This window comes from Algibacter luteus, from assembly GCF_900141715.1.
GTDB lineage: Bacteria > Bacteroidota > Bacteroidia > Flavobacteriales > Flavobacteriaceae > Arenitalea > Arenitalea lutea.
In genome coordinates, this window is record NZ_FQYK01000009.1 from 28,770 (window position 1) to 49,192 (window position 20,423).

The 20,423-nt window shown below is 29.5% G+C and carries 17 protein-coding genes; 7 read left to right on the forward strand and 10 right to left on the reverse strand.

Features of this window, described 5'->3' with window-relative positions; all coding sequences use genetic code 11:
* Window positions 1-47 precede the first annotated feature (47 nt).
* Window positions 48-599, reverse strand: coding sequence for an LbetaH domain-containing protein (locus BUA46_RS13685; RefSeq protein WP_019388648.1), 552 nt, complete (start codon window positions 597-599; stop codon window positions 48-50).
* 893 nt (window positions 600-1,492) lie between these two features.
* Here BUA46_RS13685 and BUA46_RS13690 point away from each other — a divergent pair.
* Genes BUA46_RS13690 through BUA46_RS13705 form a run of 4 tightly spaced genes read left to right on the forward strand, consistent with a single transcriptional unit; the run spans window position 1,493 to window position 7,818 of the window.
* Window positions 1,493-2,623, forward strand: coding sequence for a DegT/DnrJ/EryC1/StrS family aminotransferase (locus BUA46_RS13690; protein ID WP_019388647.1), 1,131 nt, complete (start codon window positions 1,493-1,495; stop codon window positions 2,621-2,623).
* The gene (locus BUA46_RS13695; RefSeq protein WP_019388646.1) at window positions 2,620-4,581 is read left to right on the forward strand and encodes a polysaccharide biosynthesis protein; all 1,962 of its coding nucleotides are present in this window, start codon (window positions 2,620-2,622) and stop codon (window positions 4,579-4,581) included. Before BUA46_RS13690 ends, BUA46_RS13695 begins: the two co-directional genes overlap by 4 nt.
* A gap of 44 nt (window positions 4,582-4,625) precedes the next feature.
* Window positions 4,626-5,402, forward strand: coding sequence for a polysaccharide biosynthesis/export family protein (locus tag BUA46_RS13700; RefSeq protein ID WP_019388645.1), 777 nt, complete (start codon window positions 4,626-4,628; stop codon window positions 5,400-5,402).
* 46 nt (window positions 5,403-5,448) lie between these two features.
* Window positions 5,449-7,818 carry a GumC family protein gene (locus BUA46_RS13705; RefSeq protein ID WP_019388644.1) on the forward strand — a complete coding sequence of 790 codons (2,370 nt, stop codon included), beginning with the start codon at window positions 5,449-5,451 and terminating at the stop codon, window positions 7,816-7,818.
* Window positions 7,819-7,888: 70 nt separating this feature from the next.
* Here BUA46_RS13705 and aroB read toward each other — a convergent pair whose 3' ends face one another.
* Window positions 7,889-8,956 (reverse strand): 3-dehydroquinate synthase, encoded by a 1,068-nt coding sequence (aroB, locus tag BUA46_RS13710; RefSeq protein WP_019388643.1) that lies wholly within the window; start codon window positions 8,954-8,956, stop codon window positions 7,889-7,891.
* Between the two features lie 93 nt (window positions 8,957-9,049).
* On the opposite strand from aroB, the gene BUA46_RS13715 reads away from it, so the two are divergent.
* On the forward strand, window positions 9,050-10,225 hold the full coding sequence (locus tag BUA46_RS13715; RefSeq protein ID WP_019388642.1) for a proline dehydrogenase family protein: 1,176 nt from the start codon (window positions 9,050-9,052) through the stop codon (window positions 10,223-10,225).
* A gap of 2 nt (window positions 10,226-10,227) precedes the next feature.
* Here the strand turns inward: BUA46_RS13715 and BUA46_RS13720 are convergent, their stop codons facing one another.
* The 4 genes from BUA46_RS13720 to BUA46_RS13735 all read right to left on the reverse strand — a co-directional run bounded on the left by BUA46_RS13720 (window position 10,228) and on the right by BUA46_RS13735 (window position 13,604).
* Window positions 10,228-11,298, reverse strand: coding sequence for an SDR family NAD(P)-dependent oxidoreductase (locus BUA46_RS13720; RefSeq protein WP_019388641.1), 1,071 nt, complete (start codon window positions 11,296-11,298; stop codon window positions 10,228-10,230).
* Between the two features lie 101 nt (window positions 11,299-11,399).
* Window positions 11,400-11,993 (reverse strand): sugar transferase, encoded by a 594-nt coding sequence (locus BUA46_RS13725; RefSeq protein ID WP_019388640.1) that lies wholly within the window; start codon window positions 11,991-11,993, stop codon window positions 11,400-11,402.
* 1 nt (window position 11,994) lies between these two features.
* Complete coding sequence (locus BUA46_RS13730; RefSeq protein WP_019388639.1) at window positions 11,995-12,369, reverse strand: DUF4258 domain-containing protein; 375 nt, start codon at window positions 12,367-12,369, stop codon at window positions 11,995-11,997.
* 32 nt (window positions 12,370-12,401) lie between these two features.
* Window positions 12,402-13,604, reverse strand: coding sequence for an alanine dehydrogenase (locus tag BUA46_RS13735; protein WP_019388638.1), 1,203 nt, complete (start codon window positions 13,602-13,604; stop codon window positions 12,402-12,404).
* 190 nt (window positions 13,605-13,794) lie between these two features.
* Here BUA46_RS13735 and BUA46_RS13740 point away from each other — a divergent pair, with 190 nt between their 5' ends.
* Complete coding sequence (locus tag BUA46_RS13740) at window positions 13,795-16,215, forward strand: TonB-dependent receptor domain-containing protein (protein WP_019388637.1); 2,421 nt, start codon at window positions 13,795-13,797, stop codon at window positions 16,213-16,215.
* 5 nt (window positions 16,216-16,220) lie between these two features.
* Here BUA46_RS13740 and BUA46_RS13745 read toward each other — a convergent pair whose 3' ends face one another.
* The 4 genes from BUA46_RS13745 to porX all read right to left on the reverse strand — a co-directional run bounded on the left by BUA46_RS13745 (window position 16,221) and on the right by porX (window position 19,088).
* A complete protein-coding gene (locus BUA46_RS13745) occupies window positions 16,221-16,721 on the reverse strand; it encodes a hypothetical protein (RefSeq protein ID WP_143148146.1) in 501 nt (166 codons plus the stop codon).
* Window positions 16,705-16,848: a hypothetical protein gene (locus BUA46_RS15145; protein ID WP_178313109.1), complete on the reverse strand. Its 144-nt coding sequence runs from the start codon at window positions 16,846-16,848 to the stop codon at window positions 16,705-16,707. Before BUA46_RS15145 ends, BUA46_RS13745 begins: the two co-directional genes overlap by 17 nt.
* Window positions 16,849-17,044: 196 nt before the next feature.
* Entirely contained in the window at window positions 17,045-17,449 is a 405-nt protein-coding gene (gene tsaE, locus BUA46_RS13750) for a tRNA (adenosine(37)-N6)-threonylcarbamoyltransferase complex ATPase subunit type 1 TsaE (RefSeq protein WP_019388635.1), read from the reverse strand.
* A gap of 91 nt (window positions 17,450-17,540) precedes the next feature.
* Window positions 17,541-19,088: a T9SS response regulator signal transducer PorX gene (gene porX / locus BUA46_RS13755; RefSeq protein ID WP_019388634.1), complete on the reverse strand. Its 1,548-nt coding sequence runs from the start codon at window positions 19,086-19,088 to the stop codon at window positions 17,541-17,543.
* A gap of 77 nt (window positions 19,089-19,165) precedes the next feature.
* Between porX and BUA46_RS13760 the strand changes: the two genes are divergently transcribed.
* Window positions 19,166-20,386: an HD domain-containing protein gene (locus BUA46_RS13760; RefSeq protein ID WP_019388633.1), complete on the forward strand. Its 1,221-nt coding sequence runs from the start codon at window positions 19,166-19,168 to the stop codon at window positions 20,384-20,386.
* Window positions 20,387-20,423: the final 37 nt, after the last annotated feature.

Here is a 20,423-nt window from a genome sequence, read left to right on the forward strand (position 1 = left end):
TTATTTTGAAGTAATATAGACAGAGCCAATTTAAAATTAATGAAGTATTAGGTTTTGTAGATATTGTTAATGTATCCTTGAGTTGGATTCTCTTTTTCTATGATTTTTACATGGTAGTTTAAAACTAATGAATTATTGGGTACATCAATATTTAAAAAAGTTTTTGGAGTTTTTAAAATATTACTCAAAATTCTGATTTTTTCTGCTAACTTAGTACCGCTTTCAATCCAAACATTATCTCTAATTGCAGGAGATATTTGGAGCTTAGCTTTGTTGGCTTGACCAATTGTGGTTGTATGAGCTATATTACGATTCTTACCAATTTTGACATCATCATTTCTTACAATAGTACCAAAATGTCCAATAAAAAACCCTTCTCCAATTTCCGTGTTTATTGGAATTTTAGAACCATATTTATGTATTAGCATTCTTCTTCTTCTTCTTCTTCTTCTATACATAAGTCCAAGTAGAGAGTATGGTTTGTGCTTAGATACGTTTCTATGGAAAAACAAGAATCTATACCCTGGTTCTTTTAAGCCTTTAAGTAAATTTGTTAGAGTTCCATATCTATGTAAATCTGCTCGAATAATTTTCCACATAAGTATAAAAAAATTAATTTTGTTTGTAAACAAAAGCACAAAAAATCCAAATTAATTATGGAATTGGGAGTGAGAATGATAATTATCCAATGACGAGTTATTCCATTATTAAAATAATTAAGTTTATAAAATTCAAGTAAAGGAGTTATAGAATAATTTGTAAATATTGGAATTGGTGACATTACTATTTAAGAATATATCTAAATATTTGGATTTTTGATCGCTATAACCAATAAACTTGTTAAAGATATAAGCAGGTTGCACATCAAGTTTCAAGTTTCATAAAAAATAAACATTAATTTTTCTTTTACATAAAACTTGTTGCACTTTTTAAAATGCATATATTCATAATTAAAAATAGACTGACCTGAATATTTACACCTAAAATTCTTACATGCTTGTTTTTTTATTATAATTAGATAATGAATTAAAATGCGATGCATGCTAAAGTTTCTTAATTGAGTTAATTTATAAGTAGTTCTTATCGATAATCTAGTGTTTTTATCTGATATAGAATAGTAAAAATGTAGTTAACCGATTTTAAATACTCTTTTAGCGAAATAACTCAGTTCTACTCTTGTGGCATTAAAACAATTATTAAATTTACAGCGTAAAGCAAAATTGAATTGATTAATAGCAGATTGATTTGTTTGTATTAAAAGTATAGTAAAAATATTTAAAACTCTCCAAATGAAATAGTGCCCAAGGGTAAGATTGAATTAATATTTTTATAAAGTTTAATGTAAATCAATTGAGTTATTAAAATAAAGAATTGATTTTGTTTCAAATGCAAGGGGGATTATCCAGATAATTTTTTTCACATTGAAGCATGAAACATAGGCTATGTTTAATTTCATTTGCCATAAATTTAAAGAGCAGGATTGCTAATCTAAATGTTGACTAAAACTAAAATATACTTATCATCTCCGCACCTGGGAGGCTCTGAACAAAAATTTGTTGATGAAGCTTTCGCTACTAATTGGATTGCTCCATTAGGACCTAATGTTGATGGATTTGAAAATGATTTAAAGAATTACTTAGGAGAGAATAATTATGTTGCTGCCTTAAGCTCTGGTACCGCATCTATTCATTTAGCATTACAATTATTGGGAGTGACACATGGAGATGAAGTGTTGTGCCAAAGTTTTACTTTTTCAGCATCTGCTAATCCAATCGTATATCAAGGTGCAACGCCAATTTTTATCGATAGTGAATCAGAAACATGGAATATGTCACCTGAATTGTTAGAAATAGCAATTAAAGATCGAATAGAAAAATATAAAAAGCCTAAAGCTATTATAGCCGTTCATTTGTATGGAATGCCATATAAAGCAAATGAAATTAATGCTATAGCAAGAAAATATGATATTCCGATAGTAGAAGATAGTGCAGAGGCATTGGGGAGTACTTATTACAATAGAAAATGCGGAACACTTTCTGATATTGGTATTTTATCATTTAATGGAAACAAAATCATAACAACCTCTGGAGGAGGTGCTCTTATTGTAAAGAGCAAAGAAGATAAAGATAAGGCTGTCTTTCTTTCAACACAAGCAAGAGATAATGCACCACATTACGAACATTCTTCTATTGGATTTAATTATAGAATGAGTAATGTTTTAGCAGGTATAGGGAGAGGACAGATGGAAGTTATCGATGAAAGAGTTCTTGCTAGAAGAAAGAATTTTGAATTTTATAAAAAGCATTTATCGCATTTTAAAGAAATAAAGTTTTTAGATGAACCTGAAAATTTTTATTCAAATAGATGGATAACATGTATAGAAACCGAATCCTTTGAACTTAGAGAAAAAATAAGATTAGAATTTTTAAAAGACGATATAGAATCGAGACCACTATGGAAGCCAATGCATATGCAACCAATTTTTAAAGATTATTTGCATTTTACAAATGGCACCTCAGAGCATCTATTTGAAAAAGGACTTTGTTTGCCTAGTGGATCTAATTTAAGTCATGACGACTTACAGCGTATTCTTGATAATATTACTAAAACCCTCAAAACATGATAAACAATTACTTTGCCTATTACTCACAAAAGTATGCTTCAAAATGGCTAGTTTTTGGGATAGATTTATGTCTATTATTAGTTACATTTTTCTTAGCATATTTTATAAGATTTAATTTTACTTTAGATTTTGATTTAAAGCAATTTTTCTTTGAAATACCTTTTGTATTGGTTGTATCAGCTGTAAGTTTTTTAGTTGTAGGATCTTTCAAAAGTGTGATTAGACATACTGGATTTACAGATGTTGTTAACGTATTTAAGGCAATTGTATTAATGGCTTTCGCTTGTATTACAATTGTGTCAATTAATCGTTTTACTAACATTGTGCCTGGTTTTACAATTCCACTATCTATTATAGTTATGCACGCTTTACTAAGTTTTGTTGCACTAAGCGCTAGTAGACTGTTGTTTAAAATGACTTATAAATATTTAAAATCTAAATTATTATTAACTAGGAGAGTCCTGATATATGGAACTGGCGATTCTGCAATAGTAACATATAACGCTTTGTTAAATAATGCCAAAACTAGCTTTGATATACTTGCTTTTGTTGATAATGATAATAAGAAGAACGGAAAAGTAATCAATGGTGTTAGAATAGTTTCTTGCTCTAATTTAGATTTAAACTATGTTGAAACTAATGACGTTGATGAAATTATTGTTGCCGATCATAATACAGACTCTGGAATGTTGATGAAACTTCTTGATGCACTTTCTGATTCTGAAGTTAAAATAACCAAAGTTCCTCCAATTGAGCAATGGATAAATGGAGAATTAAGCGCCAAACAAATAAAGCAAGTTCAAATTGAAGATTTATTAGGTAGACCACCAATAGAAATAGATAATCCTAATTTACTTAATGAATTTAGAGGAGAAACAGTACTTGTAACAGGAGCAGCGGGTTCTATAGGTAGCGAGTTAGTTAAACAATTATCAAATTTTGATGTTAAACATTTGATTTTAGTGGACCAAGCTGAATCTGCACTTTATGATGTCCAGCAGGATTTAAAGCGTGACGGGAAGCATAATTATACCGCAATTGTTGCAGATATTAGAGATGGTTTAAGAATTGATTCAATTTTTCAAACACATAAGCCAACAATGGTGTTTCATGCAGCTGCTTATAAACATGTTCCTTTAATGGAAAAAGCACCTTATGAAGCCATAAAAATAAATGTGAATGGCACAAAATTGTTAGCAGACACAGCGTCAAGATATAATGTAAAGAAATTTGTCTTTGTATCTACAGATAAAGCTGTTAATCCAACAAGTGTAATGGGAGCTACCAAGCGTATAGCCGAAATGTATATTACGTGTCTCCAAAAAGAAAGTAAAACTAAATTCATTACAACACGTTTTGGAAACGTTTTAGGTTCTAATGGTTCTGTAATTCCATTATTTAAAAAACAAATTGAAGCTGGTAGTTCATTAACGTTAACTCACAAAGATATTACTCGATATTTCATGACTATTCCTGAAGCCTCACAACTGGTACTTGAGGCAGGAACTATGGGTAAAGGTGGAGAAATCTTTATTTTTGATATGGGTGAGTCGGTTAAAATCTTTGATTTAGCCAAAAACATGATAAGGCTCTCTGGGTTAAGATATCCAGAAGATATAGATATTAATGTTACAGGTTTAAGACCAGGTGAGAAATTATATGAAGAGTTGCTAGCTAATGGGGAAAATACATTATCTACTTATCATAAAAAGATTTTAATTAGTAAAACTAGAGAGTTAGATTATGCGAAAGTAAAATCTGAAATAGAGGAACTTTGTATTACCAATCGTTTTCAAAATAATAATATTGTAATGAAAATGAAAAGCTTAATACCTGAGTATAAATCTAATAATTCTGAGTACGAAAAGTTCGATACAAGAGTTGAAATCTACAAGAAAGCTAAAGGAATTTTAGAAAATAATTCTAAAGATTCTAAAGTTTTCAAGTCTGTTCAATAATCTTTGATTAAAATCTTGTATTTTACTTCCCAAATCCATAACAAATGATTCTAAGTTTTATTAAAAAGAAATTTGTATTAAGCTATGTATTCATCTTAATTTCATTATTTTCTTGTGTTTCAAAGAAAAAAGTAGTTTATTTTCAAAATGCAAAAGACTTTGAAACTATAGTTGATACTGACACATTTACTCCAAAATTCAAAGTGAATGATATAGTTAGTATTTATGTGTCAACTTATGATTTAGAAGCTGTTAAACCATTTAACTTATTTATTGATGGAGGTGGCAATTCTGCCCTGCCACAATTAATTGATTATTTAGTTGATATTGAAGGAAATATTGACTATCCTGTTTTAGGAAAGGTTAAATTATTAGGTTTAACTGTTCAAGAAGCTCAAGAATTGTTTAAAGAAAAGCTTGCCTTATACCTAAAAGATCCAATAATAAATATTAGGATATTAAATTTTAGAGTTTCAATTCTAGGTGAAGTTCGTGCGCCCGGTAGATATGAAGTTTCGGGGGAAAGAATAACCATACTAGAGGCGATAGCTTTAGCCGGAGATTTAAACATAAAAGCCCAAAGAGAGAATGTTTTGGTAATTCGCGACTTTAATGGTACGAAAACATACACAAGGGTAGATCTCACTAATAAAGAATTATTTAACTCTCCCGTATATTATTTAACTCAAAATGACGTTGTTTATATTGAACCTAATAATTCTGCTGTGAGTAGTGCCTCAGGAGATGCACGAATAGGAACAATAATAAGCATATCTTCTTTTTTAATTACTACTGCTTTAATATTTGTGACAAGAAATTAAATTTCTATACATACAATGAGTAAGTTCTTACCTAAATATTAAATTAATGAATAATAATATAGATTATAAAAAAGTTATAATAAGATATTTAAAAGAATGGAACTGGTTTGTTTTAAGTCTTATTATTTTTATCGGACTGGCTTTTTTTAAATTAAGATATACAGCACCTGAGTATAATGCAAATGCAAAAATAATGCTTGTGGATGATGGAGGTATGTCTAACCCAGCTGAAGAATTACTTAAAGATTTAGGCAAAATTTCTAGTTCCGATAGTAAAAAAGTTGAGGATGAAATTGAAGTATTGAAGTCTAGAATGTTGATGAAAGAAGTTGTTAAACGATTAGATTTAAACAAAAAGATTTTTGCTAAAGGTCGATTTCATAATACAGAGTATTTTCCTCTTAAAATAGCGCCTATTAAAATTGATTTTCTGGCATCTGATACTTTAATTTATGAGTCGAGGTTGAGTTTCAGTGTGAATATTACTTCAGAAACAACATTCAATTTCATTCGTATTATTGGACAGGAAGAAGGGGTTCCAACCAAGGCATATTTTGGAAAAAATGTTGAGACCCCAATAGGGGGTGTTTTAATAACTCCAAATACTAACAATTTATCGAATTACATTGGTCAAACTATTTATGTTCAAATTAGACCTATTGATAAAGTGGCTGAAAGTTATAGAAATGCAGTTAAAATTAAACAAGCAGGTGAATTTTCTAAGGTATTAAATTTATCCTTGAATGATCATGTTGTTGAGAAAGCAAAAAGCGTATTAAATACCCTAGTTGAGGAATATAACAGGGCATCGATAGAAGAAAAAAGTGCTAAATCTAATAGTACAGCTGAATTTATCAACAAAAGAATAGATTATATAGCATCAGATTTAGGTAAGGTTGATGACGAGATAGAGCAATTTAAAACAGGAAACAAGCTAACTGATATTACATCAGAAGCTAATTTGTATTTACAAACTAATGCACAAACTGAACAAGAATTAGCCGTTACTCGTACGGAGTATAACAAAATAAATTTCATGAAGAACCAACTTAATGATGATGGTTTTGAAAGGATACCTGCTAATATTGGTTTGTCAAATGGTTCTGTTAATTCAATTGCAAATAAATACAATGAACTATTAGAAAATCGAAATAGACTTTTAAAAAGTTCAAATGAAAAAAATCCAATTATTGTAAATTTAGATCAACAATTACTTGCTTTAAAAAGCAGTCTTCGTGAGGGATTGGAAAATTCAGCAGAAGCAATAGGTCTTCAAATTAGAAGTCTGGAAAATCAAGCTTCTAAACTTAATTCTAAAATATATGCTGTCCCTGGACAAGTTAGAAAATCTAGAGATATTCAACGAGAACAGGGCATAAAAGAATCATTATATCTATATCTTTTGCAAAAAAGAGAGGAGGCTACTATTTCTTTAATCTCAACATCTCCGAATGCAAAATTAGTTGATTCCGCAAGTTCAAATAATTTACCAGTATCACCAAATAGAACTATAACTTACTTTACTTATATAATTTTTGGTCTTTGCATACCTTTTACTTTTTTCTACATTAAAGATTTATTAGACACCAAAATTCATAATAAAGAAGATTTAGAAAAAATCATTAGAGGTATTACAGTTTTAGGAGAAGTTCCAAGAATTTCTAGTAATAAAAAACTTTTAATTGAGCGTAATGATAGATCGATTTTATCAGAATCTTTCAGAATAATAAGAACAAATTTTGAATACATTCGGCGTCATGATCAAAATGAAAATTATAAAAACGTAGTCTTCATTACATCAACTATCAACGGAGAGGGTAAATCTTTATTCAGTTTGAATATGGCCCTTACAATTGCCAATACAGGTAAAAAAGTATTGTTAGTTGGTGCTGATGTTAGAAATCCACAGATTTATTCATCTTTTAAAAACAAAAAAGATAAAAATTATGACAGCTCGAAATTGGGATTAACGGAATACTTAGCAGATGAATCATTAAGTATTCAAGAAGCCATTAATGATTATAAAATTAATGATATAGGTATTGATATATTACTTTCTGGAAAAATCCCACCTAACCCAGCTGAATTATTGATGAGTGATAAAGTTAAAGATTTGTTTGATAAAGTATCAAAGGATTATGATTATGTAATTGTTGATACTGCGCCTTCGATGTTGGTTACCGATACCTTATTAATTAGTGAATATGCAGGATATACAATTTATTTAACAAGAGCCGATCACACTGAAAAGAAAATATTAAATTTCGCTGAAGAATTGAATGCTAAAAATAAACTTAATAATATGATGCTTGTTGTAAATGATGTAGAGCAATCTAATTTCGGCTATGGAGCCAAATATGGTTATTACGGTACACCAGTAAAGAAAGGGTTATTTAGCAGATTTAGAAAAGCTTAAAGCGAGTAAACTAAAAACATAAAAAAAGCATCAATTATTGATGCTTTTTTTATTCATATCTATTTATAAATTACGATGCGTAATATATAAATGATTCTATTATTAACTTATTATCAACTAAGCAGTCAATTTTTGGTTTTCCAATATCTTCTAGAAGCACGAAATTGATATTACCATGATTGTTTTTCTTGTCATATTTTAATAGCTCAATTATAGCAGGATAATCACTTTCTTCAATTGTTACTTTATTATAATAGCTTAAAAACAATTGTTTTATTTTGTCTGTAGTTTTTTTCGAAAACCCAACCAATTCACTAGAAATGTAACTAGCTAAAATCATTCCTACAATTATAGCTTCACCATGTAATAATGTCTTTTTGTTTGGATGACTTAAAAAATAAGATTCTATGGCATGACCTAATGTGTGTCCGTAATTTAATGTTTTACGTAATCCATTTTCAAACGGATCTTCTTCTACCACATTCTTTTTTATCACAACAGATTCATGAATCAATTCATCTAAATCATCTAAAGAAAGTTTTGATAAATCTTGAAATTTATTCCAATAATTCTCTCCTGTGATAAGTCCATGTTTTAGCATTTCTGCTAATCCAGATTTCATTTGATTTTGAGGTAAAGTATTTAGAAAATGCGTGTCTATTAATACCAAATCAGGATTACTTATAACACCAATTTGATTTTTTAAATGGCCTAAATCAACTCCTGTTTTTCCGCCAACTGATGCATCAACCATAGATAATAATGTAGTTGGTACATTAATATAGGCAATACCTCTTTTAAAAGTACAAGCAACAAAACCACCTAAATCTGTAATAACACCACCACCAATATTAATCATCAAACTTTTTCTATCGGCATCTAATTCTGATAGGGTATTCCAAACTCCAACACAAGTGTCTATTGTTTTATTTATTTCGCCAGATTCAATTTCAATAATTTCAATTGTTAGTTTGGTTTCAAGCTTTTCTAATAAAATTGGTAAACAATATTGATGCGTATTTTCATCAACAAGAATGAAAATCTTTGAAAAATTATTTTTTTCAATATGCTGATTTAAAGAAGTATAACAATTATTATTAAAATGAATAATACTATTGTTAGCTTTAATGGAATCCATAAATGAATTATTTTTTTTAAGGCTGTGAAATTAAGGAGTTTTTAAATAAAATGATAACTTCGCTATAATTATCTTTGAATAAATTTTTATCCAATGACTACAGATTTAATTTTTGATAACACTGAAATAGCATTTTCATTAAAATCCGATTCTGAATTAGAACGTGCTTACTTCTTATTTAAAATGATTTCAATTGAGCCTTTAGTGCGTATAGGAACTGTCGCCACTAATTTCGCCATAAAAGCGCATTTACCCATTGAAGGGCTAATTAGATCTACCGTGTTCGATCATTTTTGTGGTGGTGTGAATGAAGAAGACTGCTTATCTGTGATTGATAAAATGTATGAAAAAGGTGTGAGTTCTGTTCTGGATTATTCTGTTGAAGGAAAGGAAAATGAAAAGGAATTTGACTCTGCAAAAGATAAAATATTAAAAATTATTGACTTTGCTAAAGAAATTAACGCGATACCAATTGCTGTATTTAAGCCAACAGGATTTGGACGTTTATCGTTATATGAGAAGATAACAAAAGGGGATAATTTAACTGTTAAAGAACAGAGTGAATGGGAAAATGTTGTTAACAGATTTGATGCGGTTTGTAGAAAAGCTAAAGCCAATGACGTTGCAGTTTTGATTGATGCAGAAGAAAGCTGGATGCAAGGTGCCGCAGATAGTTTAGTTACGCAAATGATGGAGAAGTATAATACTGAGAAGCCAATAGTATACAATACTTTACAGATGTACCGACATGATAGATTAGATTTTTTAAAGGAAGAACATAAAAAAGCTAAAATTGGTAAATATTTTCTAGGGTATAAACTGGTAAGGGGCGCATATATGGAGAAGGAGAATGAAAGGGCTGAAGAAAAAGGTTATAAATCGCCTATTTGTAAAAGTAAAGCTCTAACTGATGAAAATTTTAATGCTGGTCTTCGTTATATTTTGGATAATTTAGATTGCATGTCTGTTTTTGCAGGTACGCATAATGAAGACAGTTCGTATTTATTACTGAATCTCATGAAAGAAAAAGGTCTTCTTAATAACGACCCTAGAATTTGGTTTGGGCAATTATATGGCATGAGTGATCATATAAGTTTTAATTTAGCTAATAAAGGCTATAATGTGGCAAAATATATCCCATTTGGACCAGTAAAGGATGTTATGCCTTATTTAATAAGACGTGCTGAAGAGAATACATCGGTGGCAGGACAAACTGGTAGGGAATTAGCATTGTTAACCAAAGAAAAAAAGAGAAGAAAAACACTGTAAGGTTAAATGAATTTTTTTAAGATTTTTTTCACTTCTTTACTAGTCATCTCGTTGGTCATATTTTGTAATTCAGAAAAATTTATATTTTTTGGCTGAATGGTTTTTTTTTGTTTTACTCCAAGAATTTCAGGGTTCACTGTTTTAAAAAGTTCTTCATCTATAGAAATAATTGCTTCATGAAGTTTTTCACCTGGTCTTAATCCAATAATTTTTAACTCACGTGTTTTTGCTTCACTATTGCAAATCAAATACATTCTTTCAATTAAATCTGATATTTTAACAGGATTACCCATATTGAAAGTATATAAATTGTAATCGAATTTTTCTAATGTGGCTAATTTTAAAATTAGGTTGCAAGCTTTTTGTTTACAGATAAAATATCGGGTTACATTAATATCAGTTAGTGTAATTGGTAGGCCTAACTCTATTTGTTTTTTTATTAATGGAACTATAGAGCCATTGGACCCTAGAATGTTGCCAAATCTTGTTGATACGAAAACCGTGTTAGTTTTAGAATTTAATAAGTTTAAATAATTTTCTGCTATTCTTTTTGTTAGGCCCATTATACTAATAGGATTTACAGCTTTATCAGTAGAAATAAAAAGGAATTTTTTAACTTTAAACTCACAGCTTAAATCTGCTAATAATTTCGTACCAAAAATGTTCAATTCTATCGCCTTAATTGGGTTGCTTTCCATTAAGGGTACATGTTTGTAGGCCGCTGTATGAAAAATGAGTGTAGGCTTATATTTTTTAAATACTTGAGTAATCGAATTTTGGTTTGTAATATCAATTAATATAAATTCTACTTTGGATGTATCTTTGAACTCTAATGATTTAATGAGCTCATATAATGGTGATTCGGCATTATCAATTAAAATGAGTTTTTTGAATTTGCAATGAATCAGTTGTTTTGATAATCCACTACCAATCGAACCAGCAGCACCCGTAATTATAATAGTTTCATTAGTAAAATCGTAACTGGAAGAATTGGAATATTGCTTAGTTTTATCAGGAAAGAGATCAGAATCATATAATAATTTATCAATATAATTAGCCATTTCTTTATTCATATAAACCAGTAAAAGTTTTCAAGTAGAAATTAAGTTCGTTATTTAATCTATATGCAAATTATGAATTATAATGTTTAGCCACAAATTGACTATTCAATCCATTATTTAGTTATTACTTGAATTATTGTAAGACCAATAAGTTTTAAATCAAAAAAGAAATTTTGTCTTTTAATATATTCCTTATTATACTTTAATTTATCAGGGATAATAGTTTTTATGAAAAATTCTTCAGGATCATTCGCAGCTTTTAAAAGCTCAACTTCATTCCTATATTTAAGAGAAGCTAAACCCGTAATACCTGGTCTAACCTTAAATATAGTCATATCATCATGAGAATAGAAATTAACATAATATCGTAACTCTGGTCTAGGACCCACAAAACTCATATCGCCTTTAAGGATATTAAGTAGTTGTGGAAACTCGTCTATTTTGTAACGTCTTAAAAAATATCCGATTTTGGTTATTCTAGAGTCGTGATTTCCTAATGTAAGTAATCCTTTTTTATCAGATTGAACCCGCATGGTTCTAAATTTATAAATATTGAAGTCTGTATTGTTTTTACCAACACGACCTTGAATAAAAAAAACAGGTCCTTTTGAATCTATTTTTATCAAAAGAGCGATTAGTAAAAGAAAAGGAAATAATACAATTAATCCAATAATTGAAAAAACAACATCAAAAAGTCGCTTTATCATTTTACTGAAGTGTTTTAAAGTCTAAAACCGTGGCAATACTATCACAGTTTTCAACAGTTAACAAAACGTCATTATCATTATAAGTACCTTCTACAACATATATTCCACAAGGTTCTTGTCTTGGATTACTTTCAGAAAAGTTTATATCTCCTTTTTTCAGAACGAAATTAATGCCAGTAGAATCTATTGTTTTGTTGATTAAAAGACTGGATAGTGTTTCACTATACTTTATTTTTTTAGAATTTATATTTTTTAAAACTCTTGCGTCAGGACCATAACTACATGATGTTTTTTTTCCATTTAGAAAGAAAGCTAAAATAATAAGTCCTAAAGAAAATCCTCCAAGATAATATCCAATTCGTTGAATAAGTTTCATTTAAAAATGTTTAATGAGGCAGAAAATAGATTTTAAAATATAAGTAAGTTTACATCACTATAATTTAAATCAAACCATTCGCCAACAGATTTACTGGTTAAAATACCGTGGTAAAAGTACAATCCATTTTTTAAACCTTTATCAAATCTTAAAGAATTTTCAATTCCACCATCTTCGGCAATTTTAAGTAAATAAGGTGTGAAAATATTACTAATAGAAACAGTTGCTGTTCTAGGATATCTAGCCGGAATATTTGGTACGCAATAATGCACCACATCATGTTTTATAAAAGTAGGCTGCTTATGCGATGTAACTTCACTAGTTTCAAAGCATCCACCCATATCAATACTTACATCTATTATAATTGCTCCCTTTTTCATAGATTGAACCATAGCGTCTGAAACTACAATTGGTGATCTGTTAGAGCCTCTTACCGCTCCAATAACAACATCGCAGCGCTTTAACGCTTTTAATAAGTTTTTAGGTTGAATGGTTGATGTAAATAAAGGTCTGCCAAGTTGCGACTGAATGCTTCTTAACTTTGTTATCGAATTATCAAACACTTTAACACCTGCTCCAAGGCCTATAGCACTTCTAGCAGCAAATTCGCCTACTGTGCCAGCACCTAAAATAACAACTTCTATTGGTGGAACACCACTAATATTTCCAAACATTAAGCCATTACCAGCGTTAGAGTTTGAAAGTAATTCTGAAGCAATTAAAACAGAAGCGGTTCCAGCAATTTCACTTAATGATTTTACGGCAGGATAACTGCCATCAGTATCTCTTATAAACTCAAAAGCTAAGGCTGTAATTCTTTTGGATGCCAAAGCTTCAAAATATTTTTTAGTTTGTGTTTTAATCTGAAGTGCTGAGATTAAAATAGTTTGCGGATTTAAAAGTTTTATTTGCTCTAGGGTAGGAGGTTCTACTTTCAAAATCATGGGGCAAGAAAATACTTTTGCGGCATCTTTTGTGATTTCGGCTCCAGCCTCACTATAATCTTTGTCGCTAAAATTGGCGCCTTTTCCGGCCCCAGATTCTATTAAAACGCGATGTCCATTATTCACTAAAGCGTAAACAGCATCAGGTGTTAAACATATTCGTTTTTCTTGAAAAGCGGTTTCTTTTGGAACTCCTATAAAAAGCTCTCCCTTTTTCTTAAATATTTCAAGGGTTTCTTCCTGTGGAAGTAGTTGTTGTTTTGTGAAAGGCGAAAGTGGTTGTTTCGACATGGTTAGTTTTAATTATAAAATTTCAAATTACAAATAAAAATTTTAATCATAATAAATTACGAAAGATAAATCCATTTGAAATTTTAAATATGTTTACTACCAATTTGCATGTTAAATATAAAAACAACTTTATATCTGCAAATTTGATGTGTAAATAAATTATTATAAGTTTGTTTTCATAAATTTGAGTATGCTTAGAAAATTTCTTCCCCACATTTTTATATTTTTCACTTCTTTATGCTTTGCTCAACAGTTTAATATTAGCGGTAACGTTGTTGAAACAAGTAATTTACCTGTTGCATTTGCTAATGTGATACTATTCAATGCTGAAAACCCTGATTTTATAAAAGGTACAACAACAGATGATGATGGAGCTTTTAGGATTGATAATATAAGTGTCGGGACATACACTTTAAAAATTAGTTTTTTAGGATTTGAAGACTATTTGAAAGAAATAAACCTCAATGAAGACTTACATCTAAATCTTATTGTACTTAACGAATTAGTACAAAAACTAGATGATGTTACAATAGTTGCTAAAAGGCCTACAGTAAAAAGAATGGTTGACAGGTTGGTGTTTAATGTTGAAAACTCAACCCTTTCTAATAATAATGTATTAGATGTTTTAAAGCATGCACCAGGTGTTTTGGTAAATAACGACAAAATTACCGTAAAGCAATCTACACCTACAATTTATATCAATGACAGGAGGGTACATTTATCCTCTAGCGAAGTGCAACAACTTCTGGAAGGCACCTCAGCAAGTAATATAAAATCTATTGAAGTTATTACGAGTCCTCCAGCAAAATACGAAGCCGAAGGTGGTTCGGTTTTAAATATAATTACTTCAAAAAATATTGTTACTGGATATAATGGTAGTGTATTTGGAAATTATAAGAAAGGTAGTGAATATCCAAAATATTCATTTGGAACAAGTCATTTTTTTAAAGCTAAAAAGCTAAATACGTATTTAAATTACAATATTAGTCCAAGAAAAGATTATAGAAATGATGACGAGTTTGTAAATTTTATTGATGGAAACGACGACATAACTTCTAGTTGGGTAACCGATTTTAAACGAACTCGTGAAACTTCAAACCATAATATTAATGCAAATATTGATTATGATTTAAATAAGAATAACAGTTTGGGGTTTTCAACAAATATCCTTATCTCACCAAGGGAGAACACACAAACTGATGTAAATTCTATAACAGATGTTTTTAATAGTAATAAAGTTTTAGATTCTACTTTTATAACTGATAATCGAAAAGTAGATGAAACGTTCAATCTGGCATTCACTTTAGATTATTTGCACAGGTTTAAAAAGCAAGGGGAGAAGCTTGCAGTAAGTGCCCATCATACCAATTACGATTTTTCAAGTTTTCAAAATGTCGATACAGATTATTTTTTTCCTGATGCGTCATTAATTAGAAATAATAGATTTCAAACTTTCGCAAGCCAAGAAATTAAGCTTTATACCGGTCAGTTAGATTATGAATTGCCTGCTGGCGATGGTGGTTTGTTTTTAGCAGGTATGAAAATTTCGAATATAAACTCTAAAAGTATTTTAACGCAATTCAATTTTGAAAATGATATTAGAGAACAAGATTTGCAAAATTCTGATACATTTTTTTATGATGAAACCAATTACGCCGTTTACTTTAGTTTCGCTCAAGATTGGGAATCTTGGAGTTTAAAATTGGGTTTGAGAACGGAACTGACGGATATCAAATCTAATTCTATTTCTACAAATACAAATAATGATAATGAATACGGAAAGTTTTTCCCGTCGCTTTATCTTTTGCATAATTTAAATGAAAACAACGAAGTTTATTTTAATTATAACAGACGAATTTTCAGACCAAGATATAGTCAGTTAAACCCATTTAAATATTTTTTAAATGATAACACATACATAACTGGAGACCCTAATTTGCAGCCTCAAATAGATGATGTCTTTACTTTAGGTTATACCTTTAACCAAAAATATACTTTTGAAGCTTATTATCGTTATGAAAGTAATCCAGCAATAGAAATATTGTTTCAAGATAACGACAATAATTTATTAAAGATTATAAATACGAATATTGATAGAAGTATTTCTTATGGATTAGATTTTACAACGTATACTTCTATTACTAATAATTGGGATTTATATTTATTAACCTCTCTATTCTACTATGATAATCAATTTTTTGCTATTGAAAGCGATAACGTGTTATCAAGTACTGATCAATGGAGTTTATATTCGCAAATTGTTAATTACTTATCTTTTTTAAGTGATAAAAGTTTGACGGCCGATATAGCGTATTTATACATTTCACCATTGGTAGAAGGCGCTTCTAGTTTTAATGAAAGATCTAGCCTTGATATTTATATTAAAAAAGCACTATGGAATAATAGGGCATCTGTGAGTGTTGGTGTAACAGATTTATTCAACACATTAAATGTTAATCAAACCACTAAATACTTGAATCAAGATCTTTTGTTAAAATCGAGGTTAGAAAACAGATTAATAACCTTTGGTTTTAATTATAAGTTTGGGAATTTTAGATTGAGTAACAATAAAAAAGAAATCGACATAAAAGAGCGTAATCGTTTAGAGTAAATTCCTTAAAAGTATTCCTTTAATTTTCCCCAGAAATTTTTAGGTGATATTTTAAATTCTTCTTCAAGTTCTTCTAAGGATTTATTGGCATCATTAATTTTGTTGAAAATTCTAGCTCTAATCAGGTATATCGATGGAATAACAATAGCCATTACGGGAATTAAATATATCATATGCAATTCGTCCACATAAGTTAAATCATCATTTAATATATTCATAATTTGAAACACATACATGGCAATCGGTACAAGTAACACATGGTACCACCAGTGTCTGCATGTAAAAAACCAAATAAATAATAGGTAAACAGGAACTAATTTGCCTGTTAAAATCCAAATTGCAGTTTGAGCACTTTCATAAAAATTACTGGTAAAAGTAAATAAAAAAGTGTTCCAAACTAAGTTGTCTGGAACACTTTCATACAAGTAAAACAAGTAAGGAGTTATAGCAATTAATGTGGCTACAACGGTACCTGTTACTAAACTGCTTTTATCCTCTGGGAGCAAGTTTAATTTTACTTTTTTCGATTTTTGCGGTTGCTTGTGCATCAACGTTATAAGTGTTTACAGCTTGAGTTAAAAATAACACACCTCCGAAAATTGCAATTGCAACTAGATACTTTTTAGTCTTCATATTTATAAGGGATTTAATTAATTAATAACCCAAATGTAAATAAAGACTATCTTGAAGTTAATCACCAAATGTTAAAATTATGTTAAAAACATTGATTCTTAAAATTATTGATGTGGGTTTCCCGTAAAACTTCATAATCTAAAGGAAATATGCTATTTATGAGCCATATGCTAGTGGTTTATTTGGTTGTTTTCTATTATTTTAAACTTATAATTCTGTTGTTATTGTCGTCTAAAATTATTTCAATTTTATCCGCATCTTGGTGTAAAATGGCTTCTATTTTTTCAGGCCATTCAATGAGTTTCCAATGCTCGGAATCTAAATAATCTTCTATACCAAAATTATAAGCTTCTTCAATATCATTTATTCTATATAAATCAAAATGAAATATTTTTCCTTCTTGCAATTTATATTCATTTATAATTGAAAATGTTGGGCTACTTACATCATCATTACTTCCTAAAACTTTTACTAAGGCTTTTATTAGGGTAGTTTTGCCAACGCCCATATGCCCATAGAATAATATCGTTTTTGTTTTTGTATTCTTTAAGAGGTTTTTAGCTACTTGTTCAACCTCATTTATGCCGTAGCTAATTTTCAATTGCTATTAAATTTATTGGCAATATTAATTAAAATAAATAAGATATCCTAAAAAAAATTGCATTTCATCGGCAATATATGCTTTTTATAGATTATTTTGGATTATATACTACAAATGGAATTATCATTTCTTCAAGTGAGACACCTCCATGTTGATAGGTGTTTCTGTAATAACTAACATAATGATTATAATTGTTAGGATACGCAAAAAACAAATCGCTTTTCGCAAATATATACGAGCTACTCATGTTTATAGAGGGTAGGTGAAGTTCTTTAGGATCTTTTGCGAATAGTACGTCTTTACTGTCATAGGTAAGACTTCTTCCAGTTTTATAACGTAGATTTAGGCTAGTTTCTCTATCACCAATTACTTTTGATGGATTTTTTACATTTATAGTGCCATGATCGGTAGTTAAAATTAATTTAAACCCTAATTGTTGAGCTTGTTGTATCATTTCCAATAGTGGTGAATTTTTAAACCAACTTAAAGTTAAAGATCTATACGCTTTATCATTCGATGCCAATTCTTTTACAACTTCCATTTCGGTTTTAGAATGCGAAAGCATATCAACAAAATTGTAAACCACTACTGTTAGGTCATTATTTTTTAAAGACTTGAAGTTTTCTGCTAATTTCTTACCTGTCTTCAGATTTGTAATTTTGTGATATTCATAAGATAAATCAGTTAAACCTAATCGTTTCATTTGACTGTTTAAAAAATCGGCTTCGTGTAAATTTTTGCCACCATCATCAGTATCGTTTTTCCAATATTCAGGAAATAACTTTTCCATATCACTTGGCATGAGTCCAGAAAAAATAGCATTTCTTGCATATTGAGTTGCCGTTGGAAGAATACTAAAAAAGGCATCTTCTTTGTCTTTTTTAAAGTAATTATTAACAATCGGTTCAAAAACTTTCCATTGGTCGTAACGTAAATTATCAATAACAACCAAAAGTGTTGGTTGTTCCTTGCTTATTTCAGGGACTATTTTTTCTTTAAATAATGTATGCGACATTATAGGCGCATCGGTATGGGGCTTAAACCAATTGGCATAATTTTTTTCAATAAATTTTCCGAATTGAATGTTGGCTTCATTTTTTTGAGATTCTAAAATCTCAAACATGCCTGCATCTTCAATATCTTCTAGTTGAATTTCCCAATAAATTAATTTTTGATAAAGACTTACCCATTCTTCATAGCTATTTACCATAGATAAATCCATGGCTATTTTTCTAAATTCTTGCTGGTAATTTGAAGTGGTTTTTTCTGAAACCAATCTAGAATGATCTAAATTCTTTTTTAAACTTAAAAGGATTTGGTTTGGGTTTACTGGTTTAATTAAATAATCGGCAATTTTGTTACCTATGGCCTCTTCCATTATATATTCTTCCTCACTTTTTGTGATCATAACTACAGGAAGATTGTCTTTTTTCTCTTTGATTTCATTCAATGTTTCAAGTCCTGTTAAACCTGGCATATTTTCATCTAAAAATACAATATCAAAACTATTTTCATCTAAAACGTCAATAGCTTCAGAGCCACTATTACATGTAGTAACGTGATAGTTTTTCTTTTCTAGAAATAAAATATGAGGTTTTAGTAAATCTATTTCATCATCAACCCAAAGTATTTTTATCATATTCTTTTATTTATATTGTTAAGTCCATTATAGGCTCTTATGTTTATATTTGTATTGTAAAAGTAAAAAGTTAAAGTTTGAACAAACTTAAAATATTAAACGACCCAATTTACGGATTTATTACTATTCCAAATTCGCTAATTTTCGATTTAATACAGCACAAATATTTTCAACGGTTACGTAGAATTACACAAATGGGCATGTCTTATTTGGTTTATCCAGGTGCTCATCATACAAGATTCCACCATGCTATAGGTTGCGTGCATTTAATGCAGCAAGCTGTTAATGTACTTCGTTTTAAGGGAGTTACGATTTCTGAAGAGGAGGAAACGGGACTTTACGTTGCTATTTTGTTGCATGATATTGGTCATGGTCCATTCTCTCATGCCATGGAACATTCTATAGTCAATAATGTATCTCATGAAGAAATTTCATTGCTTTTTATGCAACAATTAAATGAAGAATTTAACGGAAGTTTAACGCTTGCAATCGAAATATTTAAAGGGATATATCCAAGAAAATTTATGTGTCAACTAATTTCGGGACAATTAGATATGGATCGGGCCGATTATTTAAAACGCGATAGTTTTTACACTGGTGTAGCCGAAGGTAATATAAATAGCGAACGCTTAATAACCATGTTGAATGTGGTTAATGACGAATTGGTTGTTGAGGAAAAAGGTATTTACAGCGTTGAAAAATTTATTATAGCAAGACGATTAATGTATTGGCAAGTGTACTTGCATAAAACAGGATTGGTTGCAGAACAATTATTAATTAGGGTGTTACAGCGAGCCAATGAGTTGCATGATTTGGGTTATAAACTCAATGCAAGTGATGCTTTAATTTATTTCTTAAAAAACGATGTTACGTTAGAAGAGTTTAATAGTGAAACGTTAAATATTTTTTCACAATTAGATGATTTCGATATTATTTCAGCCATGAAAGATTGGCAATATCATGAAGATTTTGTTTTAAGTAATTTGTGTGAAATGATTATAAATAGAAATCTGCTTAAAATTAAAATAAAGAATAATATCATTAAAGAAAATAGTTTAAAAAAGCATATTGATGCGATAATTAAAACTTACAACATATCAGAGCATGAAGCTAAATATTTTGTTTTTACTGGTAGTATTTCTAACCAAGCCTACCAGTTAGATACTAAACAAATTAATATACTTCACAAGTCTGGAAAAATAGAAGATATTGTAAAAGCTTCAGACCAATTGAATCTTAAGGCTTTATCAAAACCGGTTACAAAACATTATATATGTTATCCAAAGGCTAAACTTTAGTACATTTTTCCTATTTTTGCGTCATTCAAACAAAAAA